The 22,234-nt window shown below is 62.9% G+C and carries 14 protein-coding genes; 7 read left to right on the plus strand and 7 right to left on the minus strand.

The genetic code is table 11. The annotated features are described in order from the left end of the window. Positions 1-23: 23 nt before the first annotated feature. The 5 genes from ACZ889_RS22050 to ACZ889_RS22070 all read right to left on the minus strand — a co-directional run bounded on the left by ACZ889_RS22050 (position 24) and on the right by ACZ889_RS22070 (position 5,488). On the minus strand, positions 24-506 hold the full coding sequence (locus tag ACZ889_RS22050; RefSeq protein WP_476257814.1) for a copper chaperone PCu(A)C: 483 nt from the start codon (positions 504-506) through the stop codon (positions 24-26). Next, entirely contained in the window at positions 507-1,115 is a 609-nt protein-coding gene (locus ACZ889_RS22055) for an SCO family protein (RefSeq protein WP_003250418.1), read from the minus strand. Between the two features lie 196 nt (positions 1,116-1,311). Further along, positions 1,312-1,896, minus strand: a complete 585-nt coding sequence (gene nfuA / locus ACZ889_RS22060; RefSeq protein WP_003250416.1) for a Fe-S biogenesis protein NfuA — start codon at positions 1,894-1,896, stop codon at positions 1,312-1,314. A 58-nt stretch (positions 1,897-1,954) separates the two neighbouring features. Further along, complete coding sequence (locus ACZ889_RS22065; protein WP_180689605.1) at positions 1,955-2,989, minus strand: acyltransferase family protein; 1,035 nt, start codon at positions 2,987-2,989, stop codon at positions 1,955-1,957. 195 nt (positions 2,990-3,184) lie between these two features. After that, positions 3,185-5,488, minus strand: a complete 2,304-nt coding sequence (locus ACZ889_RS22070; RefSeq protein WP_476258031.1) for a fatty acid cis/trans isomerase — start codon at positions 5,486-5,488, stop codon at positions 3,185-3,187. A 182-nt stretch (positions 5,489-5,670) separates the two neighbouring features. On the opposite strand from ACZ889_RS22070, the gene metH reads away from it, so the two are divergent. Together metH and ACZ889_RS22080 are read left to right on the plus strand one after the other, a co-directional pair. Then, complete coding sequence (metH, locus tag ACZ889_RS22075) at positions 5,671-9,378, plus strand: methionine synthase (protein ID WP_476257815.1); 3,708 nt, start codon at positions 5,671-5,673, stop codon at positions 9,376-9,378. 169 nt (positions 9,379-9,547) lie between these two features. Beyond that, positions 9,548-9,763 carry a DUF2970 domain-containing protein gene (locus ACZ889_RS22080; protein ID WP_004573790.1) on the plus strand — a complete coding sequence of 72 codons (216 nt, stop codon included), beginning with the start codon at positions 9,548-9,550 and terminating at the stop codon, positions 9,761-9,763. A gap of 1,108 nt (positions 9,764-10,871) precedes the next feature. Here the strand turns inward: ACZ889_RS22080 and ACZ889_RS22085 are convergent. After that, positions 10,872-11,948, minus strand: coding sequence for an ABC transporter substrate-binding protein (locus ACZ889_RS22085; protein WP_143999861.1), 1,077 nt, complete (start codon positions 11,946-11,948; stop codon positions 10,872-10,874). A gap of 213 nt (positions 11,949-12,161) precedes the next feature. Between ACZ889_RS22085 and ACZ889_RS22090 the strand changes: the two genes are divergently transcribed. Next, positions 12,162-13,814 carry a nitrite/sulfite reductase gene (locus ACZ889_RS22090; protein ID WP_003250394.1) on the plus strand — a complete coding sequence of 551 codons (1,653 nt, stop codon included), beginning with the start codon at positions 12,162-12,164 and terminating at the stop codon, positions 13,812-13,814. Beyond that, complete coding sequence (locus tag ACZ889_RS22095; RefSeq protein ID WP_003250391.1) at positions 13,798-14,292, plus strand: DUF934 domain-containing protein; 495 nt, start codon at positions 13,798-13,800, stop codon at positions 14,290-14,292. The genes ACZ889_RS22090 and ACZ889_RS22095 overlap by 17 nt, the downstream gene beginning before the upstream one ends. 46 nt (positions 14,293-14,338) lie before the next feature. Here ACZ889_RS22095 and ACZ889_RS22100 read toward each other — a convergent pair whose 3' ends face one another. After that, positions 14,339-18,526, minus strand: a complete 4,188-nt coding sequence (locus tag ACZ889_RS22100) for an NEL-type E3 ubiquitin ligase domain-containing protein (RefSeq protein ID WP_476257816.1) — start codon at positions 18,524-18,526, stop codon at positions 14,339-14,341. A 204-nt stretch (positions 18,527-18,730) separates the two neighbouring features. On the opposite strand from ACZ889_RS22100, the gene dkgB reads away from it, so the two are divergent. The 3 genes from dkgB (at position 18,731) to ACZ889_RS22115 (ending at position 22,210) form a co-directional block, all read left to right on the plus strand. Next, on the plus strand, positions 18,731-19,534 hold the full coding sequence (dkgB, locus tag ACZ889_RS22105; protein WP_047604040.1) for a 2,5-didehydrogluconate reductase DkgB: 804 nt from the start codon (positions 18,731-18,733) through the stop codon (positions 19,532-19,534). Positions 19,535-19,554: 20 nt separating this feature from the next. Then, entirely contained in the window at positions 19,555-20,727 is a 1,173-nt protein-coding gene (locus ACZ889_RS22110) for an MFS transporter (protein ID WP_060537689.1), read from the plus strand. A gap of 250 nt (positions 20,728-20,977) precedes the next feature. Next, complete coding sequence (locus tag ACZ889_RS22115; protein WP_003250383.1) at positions 20,978-22,210, plus strand: MFS transporter; 1,233 nt, start codon at positions 20,978-20,980, stop codon at positions 22,208-22,210. Positions 22,211-22,234: the final 24 nt, after the last annotated feature.

Raw genomic sequence — 22,234 nt, forward strand, 5'->3', positions numbered from 1 at the left:
GCTGAACGCGGCCCTTTGATCTGTCAGTGGTTCATGTGCATGTGATCATGCCCACCACCCGCGTCGGCGTTGAGTGCACGCACTTGCGCCTGAACGTCCAGGGTTTCCTTGGCGCCCTTGGCATCCTCGATGGTCAGGGTCAGTGGCACTTTGTCACCCTCCTTCACCTGATTGTTCAGGCCCATCAGCATGACATGCAGGCCATTCGGGTCCAGGGTCACTGCCTTGCCGGCTGGCAATTCGACAGCCTTGACCTCACGCATGCCCATCACGTCACCGTTCATGGTCATCTCGTGCACCTGCACGTTCTTGGCCACGGGCGAAGCCACACCCACCAGCTTGCTGTCGCTGCTGGCAGTCAGCACCATGAAAGCACCGGTGGACTGCTGATGCGGCACGCTGGCACGCACCCAGGCATCACTCACGGTGGTCTGGGCCAGGGCCGGCAGGGCCAGCCCCATCAGTACCAGGGCAGCCAAACCGCGTTTGATCGGTTGCATCGACATTCAGCAGATCTCCATCAGGGTGACCAGATCTTCGGCGCATTCCTTGGCGTTCAGGGAATGCCCCAGGCTCAGGCGCAGGGTGCCACGTGTATCGTAGACGTAGCTGGTGGACGAGTGAGAAATGGTGTAGGTGTCTCCGGCCGGAACCTTCTCGTAGAACACCTTGAATTCCTTGGCCACAGCGGCAATTTCCTCGGGGGTGCCGGTCAGCGCGGTGAACGTCGGGTCGAAGGCCTTGACGTAGGCATCGAGCACCTCGGGCGTGTCGCGCTCCGGGTCCAGGGTGATGAACACCACCTGGAACAGGTCGCGGTCGCGGCCCCTCAGCAGCTTGCGAATCTGCGCCGCGCGCGCCAGCGTGGTCGGGCAGACGGCCGGGCACTGGGTGAAGCCGAAGAAGACCATCGGCATGCTGCCGTAGAAGCTCGACAGGGTGCGCACGTTACCTTGCGGGTCTTTGAGGCTGAACTTGCGCCCGAGGATTTCGTTGCTCATGTTCTTGCCGTACTTGAACTCGAGCCCCCGGGCCGGGCTGCAGCCTGCCAGCAGGCCAAGCCCGAGAACGCCCATGCCGGCGACAACCGCACGCCGGGTCAAAAGATCATTCATGAAACCATCCTTTACAGGGAAGGTGCCGGCCCTCGGGACGGGCCGGTCGAAAAACCGGGGCATTCTGGCATGACACCCAGAGGGGTTCTACCCGACCATGGCGGGGATGGCCTGCAGCCCTTTGAATACGGGCTGCGGCCTGTTGTCGCAGGGGTTGAAACCGTAACACTTTGTTGCTAAGGGAGCCGCCTTCAACTCAGTAGTAGGCGTTTTCTTTCTGGCTGTGGTCAGTCACGTCGCGCACGCCCTTCAGCTCCGGAATACGCTCGAGCAGGGTGCGCTCGATGCCTTCCTTCAGGGTGACATCGGCCTGGCCGCAACCCTGGCAGCCACCACCGAACTGCAGCACGGCAATGCCGTCATCGACCACGTCCACCAGGCTCACCTGGCCGCCATGGCTGGCCAGGCCGGGGTTGATCTCGGTCTGCAGGTAGTAGTTGATACGCTCGTTGATCGGGCTGTCCTCGTTGACCATCGGCACCTTGGCGTTTGGCGCCTTGATGGTCAGCTGGCCGCCCATGCGGTCGGTGGCGTAGTCGACCAGTGCGTCTTCCAGGAACGGCACGCTGACGGCGTCCAGGTAAGCAGTGAAGCTTTTCAGACCCACGGCGGTGTCGTCAGGCTTCTCTTCGCCCGGCTTGCAGTAGGCGATGCACGTCTCGGCGTACTGGGTGCCCGGCTGGGTGATGAAAATGCGAATGCCGATGCCGGGCGTATTCTGCTTGGAGAGCAGATCGGCCAGGTAGTCATGGGCGGCGTCGGTAATGGTTATAGCGCTCATGTAGGTTCCTCACAGACTTGCGGCCAAGTGTACGCCAACCCAGCCTTCGAACAAAGTCCTAGCAATTGACTCGGGAAAGCGCATATTCAGGGGCCGGCCCCCGTTGCGCCGCCAGCCAGGCCTGCATTCGCCGGTACAGGCCGCGCTCCAGCCACTGATAGCTGAACCACGACATTAGTCCAATGGACGGCACGCACAGGGCAAATGTCAGGAACGGGTTCAGATGCAGGCGCTCACTGGCGAACCAACCGGCATACAGCACCAGCACATGTATCAGGTACACCGAGTACGAACAGTCGCCAAGGGCCTTGAGCAGCCGATTGCCCTGGAACAGCGGCTCCATGGCCACGAAGGCCAGGACGACCATCGCACTCGGTAACCCCCAGTGCAGCAAGCGCTGGGAAGCGTCCAGATAGTAGATCGCCATGCCCGCCACACCCAGCAACGCCAGCGGCAACCACCGCCCCTGACGGATCAGCCCGCGGCGGTACAGTACGCCGACACCAATGCCCAGCAGAAACTCGTAGATGATGTCGTTGTTGTAGAAGCGGCTGACCACGCCCATGCGCCCCAGTACCTCACTGACCAGCAACAGAGCGGCAGTCACCAGCAGCAGGTGATGCCGTTGGCGTACCAGGAAGGCCAGGCCGAACAGCAGGTAGAAGAACATCTCGAAGTTCAGCGTCCAGCCCACGTTCAGGGTCGGGTACAGGCCATAGCCACCTGGGTTTTCCGCCGGGATGAACAGCAGCGACAGGAACAGGTGCCGCCAGTCAAACGCCTGATGTGGCATCCATTGGCTGAATGCCAGTAGCAATATGGCCATCAGGGCTGTGTAGAACCAGTAGGCAGGGACGATGCGCAGCGCCCGATTGAGCAGGAACTGGCGCGGCTCGATGGTTTTGTCGCGGGTCGACAGGTAGATGACCAGCCCACTGATGACGAAGAAGATGTCGACGCCTACGGCGCCACGGTCGGTGAGCAGTTGGCCGATGGGGCCGGTGGCGTGGAAGTCGAAGAAGATCTGCATGAAATGGTGGCAGACCACCACCCAGGCGGCGAACGCCCGCAGTGCCTGAAGCGAATACAGCATGGAATACCCTGCGCTTGGCGGTGCATTGAGGCCCGTATCGAGTGCAGAGGCCAGCGCCAGCCTTGAGAGCAGCGCCGTACCTGTTGTAGGAGCGGGTTCACCCGCGAAGGGCTGCAAAGCAGCCCCCTTTTGCAATCGATCAAGACCACCCACCCATTCCGACCGCAAGGTACTAGGAAAGGTCAGCCAACCCGATCAGAGGTTCTCGTAGCGGTTCATGTCCAGCACGCCCGCCTCGACCGGTTCGGTCTCCTTGATATAGCTGTTCAGGTCATGGAAGTAGCGCCAGAACGCTGGGTGACTGCGGCGCACACCCCAGCGCATGACAATGCGTTCGAACTTCGCCGCGTCATCTTTGGCATACTCCATGTCCTCGACGAACTCCGGTACATCCTTGGTCGGGATGTTGAAGATGAAGTTCGGGTAGCTGGAGAGCACCCCCGGGTACAGGGTCAGGGTATCCAGCCCCGGCTGGTAGCGGTACGCCTCACCCAGCAGGAACGCCACGTTGCTGTGCGCGCGGTTGCGCAGCAGGCTGTACACCTGACGCTGGCCGTCCTGCCCTTCGATACGCAGCATGGTCGCCTCGGGCAACTGGTTGATCACCTTCAGCCCGGCCGCCGGGCGCGACACCAGACGGCTGAGCGACTGCTCGGCATTGCGGAATTCTTCGCTCATCTGCGGCCGCGAGCAGAACGCGCCCTGGCAGCGGTTGATCGGGTCCGGTGCGGCATTCAGGCTGCCGGTGCGCTGCAGCAGCTTCAGGCCAAAGTCGCGCTTGGGGTTGCGCGGGTCGAGCTTGATGCCACTCGGGGTGTCGGTGTCGATGTCTTCATAATCCATCCACATCTTCACCTTGCCACTGTTCTGGTACCAGTCGCCAAGGATCGCCTTGCGCTGGTCGGCCGGCATCAGGCGCAGGAAGTTGACCTCGGCGCCGTTGCGGATCAGGTCGAAGTACAGGCGCGTCTGCAACTGGTGCGAAACGTTGCCATACACATCGAAGTTGACCGCCAGCTGGTAATACGTGCGCTCGAACAACGGGTAGTCGAACAGCCACACGGTCAGCGGCACATCCCCCACCAGGCCCTTGGTCACCGATGCGCTGTCGAAGTGGCGGAAGATGCTCAGCAGCGCATTGTCGTTACCGGCCCACAGCGTCGACCATCTCGGTGCCGGCATTTCGGCATAGGCTTCACGGCGCAGTTTCTCGTAGTCGTTGCGCTTGTCACGATAGGCGTGCCACAGGCTCAGCACACTGCCCACGTCATCGATCTGACCAGGCATGGCCAGCAGCGGGGTAGCCTCGCCCCGGTACTTGGCATCGCAGGTGATGTAGCGATCGAAGGCCGGCTCCTGGAACAGCGCCCAGAAGTTGTCGCGGATCACGTCAGTGGCAATCTGCCCGCGGCACACCGGGCCACGGATGAAGGTGCGCACGAAGTACTCGGCGTTATCCAGCATGAACTGGTAGCGCGCCACGGCCGGGATCGCCTCGAAGGTTTCAAACGGATTGGCCCGGTGGCGCGGGCCGTAGCCCGGAAGCGCGGCAGCATGCCAGTCGCCGGCATAGAACAGCTGCTTCACGCGCTTGAGCTTCTGCGGCCCCATCGGGTAGGTGATGTGCGTCTTGTGCACGATCACGCCCTGCACCGGGATCAACCGGTAGTAGAAGTCCGTGCCCGGCGGGTCGTTGGGGCGGCGGGTGGCAATGATATCGACCGGCTTGCCACTTGGCGTGCGCGAGCGCACCCACTGGAAGAAGTGGCCCTGCTCGCCGCCAGCGAAATGGATGTGCGCCAAAAACAGGTGCTCGTACAGCCAGCGTCCCACCAGCGCCTCGGTGGAACCCGGGCGGTTGAGCAGTTCTTCCCACTCTGCGATCTGCCTGGCTTCGGCCGCGCTAGGCTGGATCGGCTGGTACTCCACCGGCGCACCGGCCGCCAGCCAGCGGCGCATGGTGGCGTATTCGTCGTCGGTCAGCCCGGTCACCGCCAGCGGCATGCCCTCCTTGGGGTGCGCGCCGGCATAGGCGTCGAATTCATGGGGCAACGGGCACATGTTGTTGCGGCTCAGGCCAAGGACGATCTCTTCGGGCAGCTTGGCGTTGGGCGTAAGCGGGGTCTTGTGGCCCAACTCCAGCATGCGCGCCATCAGCGCGGCCTGACCGCCCTGGTTGTCGAGCACCGAGTAGAAGCCCTTCTTGCGCCATTGCTCTTCGCTGTGTGCGTCGTAGAACAGCCGCGTGGTGGGCACCGCCTTGCTCCGCTCGCCCTGGTACACCGGGACCTTGCTGGCCCCGCGTACCGCGCCTTCAGGGCTTTCCAGCTTGAGCTGGCAGGCGGCGTCGTTGCAGGCGTGGCAGGCCACGCACTTCTCGGTGAAGATCGGTTGAATGTCCCGGGTGTAAGAAATAGCCGGGCTCGACTGGGGGGCCTGCCCGAATACCGCGCCGCTGATGAGCAGGGCGAAGGCGCCGGCAAGGATACGATGCACCATGTGCGGAAAGTCCTGGTTCTTGAAAGCCATCACGATTTGTTGCCTGGTCGTCCTGGGTGCTTCGCGCTGCCTCCACCCGCCCAACATGAGCAGTTTTCATGCAAATGGGCGACATGCCTAAAAACCGCGCAGCTTTGTTATGATTCGGCACCTTCTGATATTCGCCCGACCAGGTAGTTCCTATGTCCGACCGCAGCGCTCGTCTCCAAGCACTCCAGAACGCACTCAAAGAGCGCATCCTGATCCTCGACGGCGGCATGGGTACTATGATCCAAAGCTACCGTCTGGAGGAACACGACTATCGTGGCACGCGTTTTGCCGATTGGCCAAGCGATGTGAAGGGTAACAACGACTTGTTGCTGCTCAGCCGCCCGGACGTGATCGCCGCCATCGAGAAGGCCTACCTGGATGCCGGTGCCGATATTCTCGAAACCAACACCTTCAACGCCACGCAGATTTCCCAGGCCGACTACGGCATGGAGTCGCTGGTTTACGAGCTGAACGTCGAAGGCGCGCGCATCGCTCGCCAGGTTGCCGATGCCAAGACCCTGGAGACGCCGGACAAGCCGCGCTTCGTTGCCGGCGTGCTCGGCCCTACCAGCCGAACCTGCTCGATTTCCCCAGACGTCAACGACCCAGGGTTTCGCAACGTCACCTTCGACGAGTTGGTAGAAAACTACATCGAGGCCACCCGCGGCCTGATCGAAGGCGGCGCCGACCTGATCCTGATCGAAACCATCTTCGACACCCTCAACGCCAAGGCGGCGATCTTCGCCGTGCAGCAAGTGTTCGAGGACGACAACGTCGAACTGCCGATCATGATCTCCGGCACCATCACCGACGCCTCCGGCCGTACCCTGTCGGGGCAGACCACCGAAGCGTTCTGGAACTCGGTGCGCCACGCCAAGCCGATTTCCGTGGGCCTGAACTGTGCCCTGGGCGCCAAGGACCTGCGCCCGTATCTGGAAGAGCTGGCCACCAAGGCCGACACCCACGTGTCCGCCCACCCCAATGCAGGCCTGCCGAACGCCTTCGGTGAGTACGACGAAACCCCGGCCGAGATGGCCGCGGTGGTCGAAGAATTCGCGGCCAGCGGCTTCCTCAACATCATTGGCGGCTGCTGCGGTACCACGCCGGGGCACATCCAGGCCATTGCCGAAGCCGTGGCCAAGTACAAGCCGCGCGAGATCCCGGAAATCGCCAAGGCCTGCCGCCTGTCGGGCCTGGAGCCGTTCACCATCGACCGCCAGTCGCTGTTCGTCAACGTCGGTGAGCGCACCAACATCACCGGTTCCGCCAAATTCGCCCGGCTGATCCGCGAAGAGAACTATACCGAAGCCCTGGAAGTCGCCCTGCAGCAGGTCGAGGCCGGCGCCCAGGTAATCGACATCAACATGGACGAAGGGATGCTCGACTCCCAGGCAGCCATGGTCCGGTTCCTCAACCTGATCGCGGGTGAGCCGGACATTTCGCGCGTACCGATCATGATCGACTCGTCCAAGTGGGAAGTGATCGAAGCCGGCCTCAAGTGCATCCAGGGCAAGGGTATCGTCAACTCCATTTCCATGAAGGAAGGCGTCGAGCAGTTCAAGCACCACGCCCGCCTGTGCAAGCGCTATGGCGCTGCCGTGGTGGTCATGGCCTTCGACGAAGCCGGCCAGGCCGACACTGCCGCGCGCAAGAAGGAAATCTGCCAGCGCAGCTATGACATCCTGGTCAACGAAGTGGGCTTCCCGCCAGAAGACATCATCTTCGACCCGAACATCTTCGCCGTCGCCACCGGTATCGAAGAGCACAACAACTACGCCGTCGACTTCATCGAAGCCTGTGCTTATATCCGCGACCACCTGCCCCACGCCCTGAGCTCGGGCGGTGTGTCCAACGTGTCGTTCTCGTTCCGTGGCAACAACCCGGTGCGTGAGGCGATCCACTCGGTGTTCCTGTACCACGCGATCCAGAACGGCCTGACCATGGGTATCGTCAACGCCGGCCAGCTGGAGATCTACGACGAGATCCCGGCCCAGCTGCGTGAAAAGGTCGAGGACGTGGTGCTCAACCGCACCCCGCATGGCACCGATGCACTGCTGGCCATCGCCGACGACTACAAGGGTGGCGGCGCAACCAAGGAAGTGGAAAACGAAGAGTGGCGCTCGCTGCCGGTGGAAAAACGCCTGGAGCACGCGCTGGTCAAGGGCATCACTGCGTTCATCGTCGAAGACACCGAAGAATGCCGCCAGCAGTGCACGCGCCCCATCGAAGTGATCGAAGGCCCGCTGATGAACGGCATGAACGTGGTCGGCGACCTGTTCGGCGCGGGCAAGATGTTCCTGCCGCAGGTGGTCAAGTCGGCCCGCGTCATGAAACAGGCCGTTGCTCACCTGATCCCCTTCATCGAAGCCGAAAAAGGCGACAAGCCAGAAGCCAAGGGCAAGATCCTGATGGCCACGGTGAAAGGCGACGTGCACGACATCGGCAAGAACATTGTCGGCGTGGTGCTGGGTTGTAACGGTTACGACATCGTCGACCTTGGCGTGATGGTGCCGGCGGAGAAGATCCTGCAAACGGCCCGCGAGCAGAAGTGCGACATCATCGGCCTGTCCGGCCTGATTACCCCGTCGCTGGACGAAATGGTCCACGTTGCCCGCGAAATGCAGCGCCAGGGCTTCGAACTGCCGCTGATGATCGGTGGCGCCACCACCTCCAAGGCGCACACGGCGGTCAAGATCGAGCCCAAGTACAGCAACGACGCAGTTATCTACGTCACCGACGCTTCGCGCGCGGTCGGCGTGGCCACCCAGTTGCTGTCCAAAGAACTCAAGCCGGGCTTCGTCGAGAAGACCCGCCTGGAATACGTGGACGTGCGCGAGCGCACCGCCAACCGCAGCGCCCGCACCGAGCGCCTCAGCTACGCCCAGGCGATCGCTGCCAAGCCGCAGTACGACTGGGCCAGCTACCAGCCAGCGGTGCCCTCCTTCACCGGCGTCAAGGTGCTGGAAGACATCGATTTGCGCACCCTGGCCGAGTACATCGACTGGACCCCGTTCTTCATCTCCTGGGACTTGGCCGGCAAGTTCCCGCGCATCCTCACCGACGAGGTGGTTGGCGAGGCTGCTACGGCGCTGTACAAGGATGCCCGCGAGATGCTCGACAAGCTGATCGACGAGAAGCTGATCAGCGCCCGCGCGGTATTCGGCTTCTGGCCGGCCAACCAGGTGGCCGATGACGACATCGAAGTCTACGGCGAAGACGGCCAGGCACTGGCCACCCTGCACCACCTGCGCCAGCAGACCATCAAGCCGGACGGCAAGCCCAACTGGTCGCTGGCCGACTTCGTCGCACCGAAAGACAGTGGCGTTACCGACTACGTAGGTGGTTTCATCACCACCGCCGGCATCGGTGCCGAGGAAGTGGCCAAGGCTTATCAGGACAAGGGCGACGACTACAGCTCGATCATGGTCAAGGCCCTGGCCGACCGCCTGGCCGAAGCCTGTGCCGAATGGCTGCACGAGCAGGTGCGTAAAGAGCACTGGGGCTATGCCCGCGACGAACACCTGGACAACGAGGCGCTGATCAAGGAACAGTACAGCGGCATCCGCCCTGCGCCGGGCTACCCGGCCTGCCCCGACCACACCGAAAAGGAAACCCTGTTCCGCCTGCTCGATGGCACCGCCATTGGTGAGACCGGGCCAAGCGGGGTGTACCTCACCGAGCACTTCGCGATGTTCCCGGCGGCGGCGGTCAGCGGCTGGTACTTCGCCCACCCGCAGGCGAAGTATTTTGCCGTAGGCAAGGTCGACAAGGATCAGATCGAACGTTACAGCGCACGCAAAGGCCAGGATATCAGCGTAAGCGAGCGCTGGCTGGCGCCTAACCTGGGGTATGACAGCTAAACGACTGCGCTGGCTTCTTCGCGGGCTCGCCCACACAGGTATGAAACAGGCCTCAAGGGCCGTGATTGACCTGTAGGAGCGGGTTTACCCGCGAAGAGGCCGGCACAGGCAACCTCACAACCATTGCCTACACTGTCCTTGATTGCCTCTTATTTCCCCAGGAGCCACCGTGGACGATTCCAGCCAGGGCAAACCCCCGACCTTCTGGCAGATGCTGCACAGCATCCTCGCTGCCGCCTTCGGCGTGCAAAGCGGCAAAAACCGCGCACGCGACTTCACCCACGGCAAGGCCAGCCACTTCATTGCGTTGGGGGCGCTGTTCACCCTGGTGTTCATTGCGGTATTGATCGGCCTGGTGCAATTGGCGCTGCACCTGACCCGCTAGCCTGTGCCGGCCTCTTCGCGGGTAAACCCGCGCCTACAGCGGCCTGCGCCCAACCAGCGATGCGTGTGTAGGAGCGGGTTTACCCGCGAATACGGTCGCGGCGGCAACGGTGAACGGCAGGTGGTAATTGGCCAGCAGGCCCGGCCCTTTCGCGGGTGAACCCGCTCCTACGACGGCCTTTCCCCAACCAGCGATGCGTGTGTAGGAGCGGGTTTACCCGCGAATACGGTCGCGGCGGCAATGGTGAACGGCGGGGGGAGATTGGCTAGCAGGTCCGGCCATTTCGCGGGTAAACCCGCGAATACGGTGGCGGCGGCAATGGTGAACGGCGGGGGGAGATTGGCCAGCAGGCCCGGCCCTTTCGCGGGTAAACCCGCTCCTACGACGGCCTTTCCCCAACCAGCGATGCGTGTGTAGGAGCGGGTTTACCCGCGAATACGGTGGCGGCGGCAATGGTGAACGACGGGGGGAGATTGGCCAGCAGGCCCGGCCCTTTCGCGGGTAAACCCGCTCCTACGACGGCCTTTCCCCAACCAGCGATGCGTATGTAGGAGCGGGTTTACCCGCGAATACGGTGGCGGCGGCAATGGTGAACGGCGGGGGGAGATTGGCCAGCAGGCCGGCCCTTTCGCGGGTAAACCCGCTCCTACGACGGCCTTTCCCCAACCAGCGATGCGTGTGTAGGAGCGGGTTTAGCCGCGAATACGGTGGCGGCGGCAATGGTGAACGGCGGGGGGAGATTGGCCAGCAGGTCCGGCCCTTTCGCGGGTAAACCCGCTCCTACGACGGTACTGCGCCATTCTCAAGGCAGATGTTTTCACCGCAAAGAGACGGGCACAGGCAATAATAAAGCGCCTGCGAGACTCCCTCCCACAGGCGCCCTGCTACATCACGGTCTTGAGTTTCAAGTCACTGGTGGCTGACCCAATACACGGCAGTGACCACCACCAGAACGATCAGGCAGAGGATCGCCCAGGCATCGACGCTGCTGTCAGCTTTGCGGACCTTGGTTGAGTTTCCCATTGCATTGCCTCTTGTAGTGGTTATGGGAATGCACTTCACCACCAGCAGTTAAGACGAGCAATGCCCTTCCCTCAAGCAGGGTCATTCAATATTCGACCGGTGACGCCAGAAACGGGTAACGGTAACCGGGCGGGCGCCCTTCAGCACTGTAACGCCGAAAATCGACGCCGTAGTCGTCCCTTTCCAACAGCTTCAGCCAACGCCTGGCCTTGGCCTGATCGATTTCCTGCAATACCGGAACACGGCGCTCGCGCAGGCCGTCGCGGTTCAACGCCAGCCCGTGGGCGTCATCGTGCAGCATCACCATGGCCCAACCGCCAAGGGTGAAGTGCCCCCCCATCAGCACGCTCAAGCGCCCATCGATACGTGCGCGCAACGCTTCGGGCGAGCTGTTGACGGCAGCGAACAGCACGTCACGACCCGCCGTGTACCCGGCCTCCTCGAACGCCTGCATGGCACCGAAGGCCATCTGGTCATTGGCCGACCACACCAGCCGGGTGGCCGGGTAACGCTCAAGCAACTGCTTCGCTTGCTCGTAGGCGCGCTGGCGGTTCCAGCCGCCGTATACCACTTGCCGCAAGCGCACCTGAGGGAAATCGGCCAAGGCGCGGCGCATGCCCTCAACGCGCAACTGCGAGGCCGGGGTGGTCTTGACCCCGGCAAAAGCCACCAGATCCACCGGCCCTGCGTCGCGAGGCAGTTGTGCGAGCAACAGGTGCAACATCTGGAAGCCTGCCTGCTCGTCGTTGCTCATCAAGGTACCCAGTGGCTCGGCGTACTTGTCGGGCTGGCCCTCGATACTGAGGCGCTGGCTGGCGGTCAGGCCATTGTTGACCAGCAGCAGCTTCACCCCGGTGCCACGCGACAGCCGCAGGATTTCCGGCGCCACATACTGCTCGTTGACCAGCACCAGGTAATCCGGCCGCTGCGGCGCGCTCAGGATCGCCCGGGCCTGGGTCAGAGCCAGGTCGGCTCGGCGCTCGCTGTATTGCACCTGCAGGGTCATGCCCAGCTCGTCCGCAGCGGCCTGCATGAAGCGGGTATAGCTGGTCCAGAATGTCTCGGTGGACAGCCCCGGGTTGAGGAACACCACCGAAGCCGGTTGCGCATTTGCCACCAGTGGCAAGGCAAGGCACAAGCTTTGGCACAGGGCCTTGAGCATGGGGTCACATCTCTGCGAAGCAAACACCGGATTATAAACGCCTGGCGATGCTCAGCGCACAAATGGCAGTCAATCTCACATAGTCCATTTGGTTCTTTTCATATGCAAAAACATCACTTTAGCGCATAACCGCAACCTGCTATCGTTCCCCGGCTCCGTACCGGAGTGCGCGGCCGTGCGCGCGAATAGCTGCATGCCTGAGACAGGACTTTTATGTACGTATACGACGAGTACGATCAGCGGATCATCGAGGACCGCGTCAAGCAGTTCCGTGATCAGACCCGCCGCTACCTGGCCGGTGAGCTGAGCGAAGAAGAATTCCGCCCTCTGCGCCTGCAGAACGGCCTATACATCCAACGTTTCGCGCCGATGCTGCGTGTCGCGGTGCCGTACGGCCAGCTGAACGCCAACCAGGTCCGCACCCTGGCCAAGATCGCTCGCGACTATGACAAGGGCTATGCCCACATTTCCACCCGCCAGAACGTGCAGTTCAACTGGCCGGCGCTGGAAGACATCCCCGACATCCTCGCCGAACTGGCCACCGTGCAGATGCACGCGATCCAGACCAGCGGCAACTGCCTGCGCAACACCACCACCGACCAGTTCGCCGGTGTGGCCGCAGACGAGATCGTCGACCCGCGCCCGTGGTGTGAAATCGTCCGTCAGTGGACCACCTTCCACCCGGAATTCGCCTACCTGCCACGCAAGTTCAAGATCGCCATCAACGGCTCGCAGGAAGACCGCGCCGCCATCGAAGTGCACGACATTGGCCTGGAGCCCGTGCGCAACGCGGCCGGCGAACTGGGCTTCCGTGTGCTGGTCGGTGGTGGCCTGGGCCGTACCCCGGTGGTGGGCTCGTTCATCAACGAGTTCCTGCCGTGGCAGGACCTGATCAGCTACCTCGACGCCATCCTGCGCGTGTACAACCGTTACGGTCGCCGTGACAACAAGTACAAGGCGCGGATCAAGATTCTGGTCAAGGCCCTTACCCCGGAAGTGTTCGCCGAAAAGGTCGAGGCCGAAATGGTCCACCTGCGTGGCGGCACCACCACCCTGACCGAAGCCGAAGTGCAGCGCGTATCGCGCCACTTCGTCGACCCCGAGTACCTCGCACTCGACAACGTCGACTACACCGCCCTGGATGCCGAGCACCCAGGGTTCGCCCGCTGGCGCTCGCGCAACACCCGTGCCCACAAGCGCCCGGGTTACGTGGCTGTGACCCTGTCACTCAAGCCTACCGGTGTTGCCCCGGGCGACCTGACCGACAAGCAGCTGGACGCCGTGGCCGACCTGGCCGAACGCTACAGCTTCGGCTTCCTGCGCACCTCGCACGAGCAGAACATCATCCTCGCCGACGTCGAGCAGCGCCAACTGCACGCGCTGTGGCTTGAACTGCGCGAGGGCGGCTTCGCCACCCCGAACATCGGCCTGCTGACCGACATCATCTGCTGCCCGGGTGGCGACTACTGCTCGCTGGCCAACGCCAAGTCGATCCCGATTGCCGAGTCCATCCAGCGCCGCTTCGACGACCTGGACTACCTGTTCGACATCGGCGAAATCGACCTGAACATCTCCGGCTGCATGAACGCCTGCGGCCACCACCACGTGGGCCACATCGGCATCCTCGGCGTGGACAAGAAGGGTGAGGAGTTCTACCAGGTGTCGCTGGGCGGCAACGCCGCACGCGGCGCAAGCCTGGGCAAGATCCTTGGCCCGTCCTTCGCGCAGGATGACATGGCCGATGTGATCGAGAAGCTGATCGCCGTGTACGTCGAGCAACGTACCGAGGAAGAGCGTTTCATCGACACCTACCAGCGTATCGGCATCGACCCCTTCAAGGAACGCGTCTATGCAGCGAATCATTAAGAACAACCAGATCGTCGACGAAACCTGGCACCTGCTGCCCAAGGAAACCTCGTTCGACGAGCTGACCAACTGCGACGACTACATCGTGCCGCTGCAAATGTGGCGCGACCATGCCCACGTACTCAAGGCCCGCGATGGCGGCCTGGGTGTATGGCTGGACAGCGACCAGGAAGCGGAGGAAATCGGTGAAGACGTGCACCACTTCCAGGTCATCGCCCTGAACTTCCCGGCATTCACCGACGGCCGCAGCTACTCCAATGCGCGCCTGCTGCGTGACCGCTACAAGTTCAAAGGCGAACTGCGCGCCATCGGCGATGTGCTGCGCGACCAGCTGTTCTTCATGGCCCGCTGCGGCTTCGACGCCTTCGCCATCCGTGCCGACAAGGACCCGGAAGACGCGCTGCAAAGCCTGAAGGACTTCTCGGTGACCTACCAGGCCGCCACCGACGAACCGCTGCCGCTGTTCCGCCGCCGCTGATCGTCCCGCCCCAGCGAACAGCCCGCCTCTCGGCGGGCTGTTTCGTTCATAGGCCGTGGCGTTGAATTGCCTCTCGGCTCAATTCAAGCAAAAGCTGCCGTTTCGCGACCTCACGCGCTGCGCAGATATGCTCGACCTGGGCAAAGTAGTCGCCATCGCTCAGCGTTTTCGATTGTTCGAGCAACGCATCCAGGCGCCGCTGAAAAGGCTCGTCCAGGCGGCTGAAGCGCGCCGCCTGCTGCTCGTGCAGATAGTCCTGCCAGAAGGATCGATCTGCCAGCGCCTGCGCCAAGGCTTGTGGCGTTTCCTGCCGCAGCACCTCGCTGCGCGCGGCGTCCAGGTCTTCGCGGCCAACCCCGCTGAAACTCTCATACGAAAGATGGCTGGGCTGCACGGGAAGGTCGAGGCTATCCGCCAGCCTGACGCGATAGGTCAGGTAAACCTCAACGGGATCGTTCGAAAAGTAATCCGCAATATGCCGCGCGGCAATTGCGTTGACTTTGTCCAGGCGGAACAATGAACGCCCCAGCCTGACCAGCGCCCGCTCCTTCTGCAACCCGGTACCGGCTGTACCGGCCTTGGCGACCAGCGCGCCAACCTCCAGCTCGCTGAGCGTCAGCAGCAACTCGTCGCTGCAACTGCGCGGCCGGGCAACTTGCTCGAACAGGCTCGCGCGTACTTCAGCGTGCTGTTCGCAGGCTTCGAGGATATGCCACACCCGCGCCTGAAGGTCGCGCGGTTGTGCGTCGTATTCACGCAGGGCGCGTAAATCAGAGAAAAAGCGAAACAGATCCTGCGCCCCGGCTTCCTGGCTCAAGCGGTTCCAGCTCGCCAATCGCACCTCGCGCTGGGCTGGCGTGAACCCTGAAAACCAAGGGGCTGCAGCGTTCGGGATCGAAGTGGCATGAGCTGCACGCCGACGCTCAGCGGCCCCGGCCGACGCCCTGGCCAACTGCAAGCGCTGCAGGGTTTCGTCCGAGAGTGGATTGTCGTGCAGCTCCAGGCCCCGCCACAAGCGAAGCGGCACTAGGGACAACGCTTCAGGCAGCGTCTGGATCTGGTTGTCACGCATGTCCAGCAACTCCAGATTACCGTGCCTGGCCAGATCAGCGGGCAGTTCGCCCAGCCCGGTGTTGCGCAAGGACAGCCGGCGCAGCAGGGGGAAAGACGCCAAGGGTGGCAGCAAACCGACCGGGTTGCCGTTGAGCTCCAGGCGGCGCAGTTCCACAAGCTGGCTCAAACGCAGGTTATCCTCGCTGGAAAGCACGATCTGGTTGCCGCCAAGGCGCAGGTTTTTCAATTCGGTCAGTTGCTCGATACCTGCAGGAAGGCGTGTCAGCCGGTTGTTCCGCAAGTCCAGGTTGCGCACCTTGCTGAAGCGACCAAGAAAGCCCGCATCAAGGCTCGTCAGCTGCATATCGCGCAGGGTCAGGTGCGTGATGTGGTCAAAACTCACATTTTCAGGCAAAGCCGGCAGGTCACCCACCCGCTCACCCACGAGGGTCAGGTGGTAGTCACCCGCCACCTCCCCTGGGGTAAGGCGCTGCCAGCTTGCCGTAATGCGCCTGGCAACCTTGAAACGACGCAGGCGGCGAACAATGTTCAGCCCTGCGTCATTTCGCCAGGTCTGCAATGCCTGCTTGAGGCTGACCTTGGCCTGTAACAGTTGGCTGACATGGTTCCACGGGTCCACCCCCCGCTGCGCCAGGTCTTGCAGGTAGACCTCCAGCTGCTCACTGCTCATCACCGGGAACACGTGGTTCAACGTGCGCCGCAGTGCCTGGCGGGTGCCTGTCAGGTGGCCACTGAGCGGGTAGCCCAAACGCCCATCGAACAACCGCACAGGAGGGCGAATCCCCTGCCCCACACGGGCCAGCCCAATCATTCGAGCCGCCGCTTCACGGTCAGCGAGCGCCTCACGCCCAAGCCGCTCACCCAGTGCGTCATCCGTCATCTGGCTAATACCGAGCAACTGTCGCTGGCGGCTGTCCAGTTGCCGTCTCAACGTCTGCAGCAACCCACCCCTGCCCGCGGCAGGCAGCTCAACGTTGACCCCAGCCGACCAGGGGGCGATGGCATCGAGCAGGCCCAGCGCGAGCTTGCCGGTATCGTCATTTTCTGCCGCGGCCTGGCGCAACCCTGCGCAGGCACGGTCTATCCGACTGTCGCGTATTGCCCAGCGAGCACGTTCCGCCAAGGCCAAGGGCACCCGGCCTGCGCCCGTCAGGCTCTCCATCTCGACACTGCTGGCCCCCTCGACGATTTCCCGTGCGCAGCGGTGGGAAAGGCCTGGGAAGTCCCGCATCAAGACCCGGTCTGCTGCTTGCGGGCTGATCTGTCGCTCGTTGAAGACCTCCTCGAAAGCCTCACCTCGCAACGCCGGGAAATCACGGTGCAATTGCTGGCGCTCGATGGCATCGAGCAGGCGTGCCGGCGGGGGCGCATTTTCCAGTAACAAACGGCGCAGGCTGTCAGCCTCGAAACCCGTGGCCTGCAACGCCACAGACACCGCCTCATCGGGCACCTGCGCCGTGCGACTGGCAAGGCGGCGCACCATGTAGGCGGCGTCATGCCAGCGCTGCGGTTGTTCGAACTCATGCACCCATCCCCCGGCACCATTGTGCTCAAGTGCCGGTACGTAGGCCTGTGGCCTTGATGGATGATGAATACGCCATGCGCCATCGTCCCCTTCGCTCACCTCATAGACAGCATCGTGCAGGCGCCTCAGCGAACGGCCAGTTTCATTCACGGCCTGTCCTACCATCAGATCGACGCCCTCACGCTGATAGCCCGACAAGGACGGGTCACACAGCCGCAACTGGCCATCGCCCAGGCTTACCGGCACCAAGGCATCCACCTGCGCCACTCGCTGGGCCAGCTTGCCAAGTGCCGTCGCCCCGGCCGTCGTCACCGCCGTCATCACAACCGTGTCGGCCACGTTGAACAAGTGGCCCAATGCGGCGTCGCGATCACCCAACTGCCAATCCTGGTAGCTTTCGTACACCTCACCTGCCAGCTGCACCACCGTAAGCCCCAGCAGGGCCTGCCCCAACACAGGCACAAACAGCGCTGCCAGGCCTGCTACGCTCAACCCCAAATCCAGATAGCCCTGCAAACGTGCGCGACGGTCGGCGACATCCTCATCCTCTGTCGATACCGCCAATACCCGTGCGTCATCCAGCATTTTGTCGATCCGGGCTTGGCGCAGCGCGACAAACACGTCGCCCTCGATCGCAAAACAGCGGCCATCCAGCTCAAGCGGGAGAACGGTATTACCGTGGCTGAGCAGCGCGTTCAGCGCCGCGCAGAAGGCGACGCGATCACGCTCTGCGACGAAGCGCTGGAAGTAGCGCCGATACGCTTCATTACGCAAACGTATGCCAAGGGTCATGTACAGCAGCTCCCAGCTGGTGTGCCAACTCACCGGGGCATACGGGTCCTCAGGGAACCACGCGATAACACCAAGCAGGCGGGCGTTCTGACGCACTTCGATCACCAGTGCGCCAATGACCTCCTTGCCCAACAGCCGCAGGGTGTGACACTTCAATACGGTGTTGTCGGCTGGCAGGAAAGACCCTGTGCCCACCACCTGGTTGATCCACTGACAGGTCTGCTCATCGATTTCACCCTTGATTCTTGCGGCGATTGCAGCAAGCGCCAGGTTGGCGCTCATCGCCTCCTCCAGGGCACTCTCGACGGCCACCCCCTCGCCTTCCAGCTTCGATTGCAAATGGCTTTGATAACGCCTGCCAATATCGATGTCTCTGCAAAGGCGGACAAAAGCTTGCGCACTTAGCGGCAGCAGGTGCCCGCTGGCAGTGACCAACTGCGACCCGGCCGCGAACCAGCCAGGCTGCATTTCCTTTTCGTGGAAGTTATGCAGTGCCGCCGAGAGAAGCGTCTGGGTGCTGACGATGCGTGTTGACGTGCTAGGTAGAGCAGGTGATATCGACGGTTTGGGCTGCAGGGTCACCAGCCTGAGCTGAGCCTGGCGCAAATCTACCTGCTTGATCGAATGGGCCTCGGGTGCACGTTTGAGCAACGACTCGGCGAACTCATCCAAGGGGGTTATAGCCCCTAACCAGGCGTCGACGTGGTCCTGCGCCCGCTGTTGGCGCAAAGCAGCGGCGCGCAGCCCTGTCAGCTCTTGGGCAGATGCGCGCTTGAGCCAGCCTGGCAGCTGACGGGCAATCAGCGCATCGATGGAGTCGGCAGGTATTACTGAAGGGGTCATGGGCAGCCTCAACGCTTGATAAAAAAGCGCTAGCTGAACAAGGTTCCAGTCCCCTCGGGCCCTATTTATGTAGTGAATGCACAGCTTGAAAATGTATTTGTGACTACAGGTCAAAGGACTTTGGCGCCATGGCGGCTTATTCGCTGCCGTTCAAACCTGCACACTGGCCATCACATGATCCTCCCCCTATTCAGGAGCAACCCCATGAGCGTTCCTTCCTTCGGCCTCGGCACCTTCCGCCTCTCCGGCCAAACCGTCATCGACTCGGTCAAGTCTGCCCTGGCAGTCGGCTACCGCGTCATCGATACCGCCCAGATCTACAAGAACGAAGCCGAAGTGGGCCAGGCCATCGCCGAAAGCGGCGTGCCGCGCAGCGAGCTGTTCATCACCACCAAGATCTGGGTCGACAACTACGCCGCCGACAAGCTGATCCCCAGCCTGCGTGACAGCTTGCAGAAGCTGCGCACCGACTACGTCGACCTGCTGCTGATCCACTGGCCAGCGCCGGGCAATGGCGTAGAACTGCCCGAGTACATGAAGGCCCTGGCCGACGCCAAGCAGCAAGGCCTGGCTCGCCAGATCGGCGTTTCCAACTTCAACATCGAGCTGACCAGGCAAGCCATTGCCGTGGTCGGCAAAGGGGAAATCGCCACCAACCAGATCGAGCTCAGCCCCTACCTGCAGAACAGCACGCTGACCGCGTTCCTCAAGGAACAAGGGATCACCGTGACCTCGTACATGACCCTGGCCTACGGCAAAGTGCTGAAAGACCCGGTGCTGGCCCAGATCGCCGCCAAGCACAAGGCTACCGTCGCCCAGGTTGCCCTGGCCTGGGCCTTGCAACTGGGCTATGCCGTGATCCCGTCGTCGACCAAGCGTGAAAACCTGGCCAGCAACCTGCTTGCCCGTGGCCTGACGCTGGACACCGACGATATGGCACGCATCGCCAAGCTGGAGCGCAACGGCCGCGAGGTCAGCCCTGACGGCCTGGCGCCAACCTGGGACTGACACTGATGACTGCTCAAACAATGAGACCCGGCCGCGTGCTCTTCGCGTTGGCCATTGGCGCCTTTGGCATCGGCACTACCGAGTTCACCCCGATGGGGCTACTGCCAGTCATCGCCCAGGGCGTGGAGGTGAGCATCCCCAGCGCCGGCATGCTGATCACCGCCTATGCCATTGGCGTGATGGTCGGCGCGCCGATCATGACCTTGCTGTTCAGCCGCTTTGGGAAGCGCGCTGCGCTGATGGCGCTGATGGCCATCTTCACCCTTGGCAACCTGCTGTCGTCATTGTCGCCGGACTACTACACCCTGCTCGCTTCGCGACTGGTCACCAGCCTCAACCATGGTGCGTTCTTCGGCCTGGGAGCCGTGGTGGCAGCCAGCGTGGTGCCCAAGGAGAAACAGGCCAGCGCCGTGGCCACCATGTTCATGGGCCTGACCATCGCCAACATCGGCGGCGTGCCGGCCGCCACCTGGATTGGCCAGCAGATCGGCTGGCGCATGGCATTTGCCGGTACCGCCGTACTTGGCCTGCTGGCCATGGCCGCGCTGTGGTACGCCCTGCCCAAGGGTGAACGCGGCAGCGTGCCGCATGTGCGCAAGGAACTGGCGGTCATTGCCCGCCCCAGCGTGCTGCTGGCAATGGCCACCACCGTGCTCGGTGCCGGCGCCATGTTCACCTTGTACACCTACGTGGCGCCGGTGCTGGCCGAACTGACCGGTGCCTCGGACAGCTTCGTAACCTTGGCGCTGGTACTGATCGGCGTTGGCTTCACCCTTGGCAACAGCCTGGGTGGCCGCCTGGCCGACTGGTCGCTGGATGGCGCGGCGAAAATCTTCCTTGCCGTGCTGGCGCTGATCATGCTGCTGATGCCCCTGGTACTGAGCAGCCACCTCGGCACCGCCATCGCCCTGCTGGTCTGGGGCATGTTCACCTTCGCCGTGGTACCGCCGCTGCAAATGCGCGTCATGACTGCCGCCATCGAGGCGCCAGGCCTGGCGTCGTCGATCAACGTGGGTGCGTTCAACCTGGGTAACGCCGTGGGCGCGGCGCTGGGTGGTGCGGTTATCAGCCTGAACCTGGGCTACGCCGCCGTGCCGATGGCCGGAGGTGTGCTGGCAGCTGCGGGGCTGTTGCTGGTATGGCTGGGCGGCCGCCACAAGGTCGTCGGCAAAACCGCAGCCGATATGGCCTGAAGGCAACCACCTGCAGGAGCGGCCCACCGCGATACAAGGCCGCTTCTGCACACGGGCCGCACCTGACGCCTGCGACGCACCGTTCCTCACTGCAATGATGAAATGGGCGATTGCGTGCGCTTGTCAGGCTGTGGTCACGGATGCCCGAAACGCGACATTGGCTGCCTGTTCGGCGTGAGACAGGCAACCTCGGCACTGGATAACCTGCTGCGGCAACGCCTTGCTCCCTTGCCATAGAAGAACATTGCCCATGACAACTTCCGCCGCCTCCGTAGCCGCCGCCACGCCTGCCGACCAGCCTCAGGGCTTTGTCGTGCGCATCGTCGGTGCTGCTGCATTCGCCCACCTGCTCAACGACCTGATTCAAGCCGTACTGCCGTCGATCTACCCTATGCTGAAAAGCGATTTCGCGCTGAGCTTTGCCCAGATCGGCTGGATCGCCTTGGTGTATCAGGTGACCGCTTCCCTGCTGCAACCTTGGGTCGGCATGTTCACCGACAAGCACCCACAACCCTACCTGCTGCCTGCCGGCATGGTGGTGACGCTGGTGGGCATCGCCCTGCTCGCCTTTGCCGGCAGCTATGAAATGCTGCTGGTGGCCGCCGCCGTGGTCGGCGTGGGTTCGGCCACCTTTCACCCAGAGGCCTCGCGGGTCGCCAGGATGGCTTCCGGCGGGCGCTTCGGGACCGCGCAATCAACCTTCCAGGTCGGCGGCAATACCGGTTCGGCCCTCGGCCCGCTGCTCACCGCTGCCATCATCATTCCGCACGGCCAACCGGCCATTGCCTGGTTCATGCTGGCCGCTGCGCTGGCTGTTCTGGTGCTGCTGCGGGTGACGGGCTGGAGCGTGCGCCACGGCCAGGCCCGGCTCAAGAGCTTCGCGGGCCAACAGGCCCCCGGCCTGTCGCGGGGTGCCATGTGGCGCGCTGTGGTGGTGATCGCCGTGCTGATGTTCGCCAAGTTCGTCTACATCGCTTCGTTCACCAACTTCTTCACCTTCTACCTGATCGAGCATTTCGGCCTGAGTGTGCAGCACAGCCAGCTGTACCTGTTCGTGTTCCTCGCAGCCGTTGCGCTGGGCACCTTTGCCGGTGGCCCGGTGGGTGATCGCATCGGGCGCAAGGCCGTGATCTGGGTCTCGTTCCTCGGCGTGGCGCCCTTCGCCCTGGCCCTGCCCCATGCCAACCTCGCCTGGACAGCCGTACTGGCGGTGGCCATCGGCCTGGTGATGTCCTCGGCATTCGCTGCCCTGGTGGTGTATGCCCAGGAGGCGGTGCCAGGCCGGGTCGGCATGGTTTCGGGGGTGATGTTCGGGCTGATGTTCGGCATCAGCGGCGTGGGTGCAGCCGGCCTGGGCACACTGGCCGACCGGCATGGCATCGAATGGGTGTACCAAGCCATCGCGTTCCTGCCGCTGCTCGGGTTGGCCACCGCCTTGCTACCGGCCACCCGCTCGCGGGCCCGCCCTGGCCGTTGCTGCTAAAGTGGCGCTGCCAGGCTGCTTCGA

It is taken from the genome of Pseudomonas sp. TE3895, assembly GCF_056278855.1.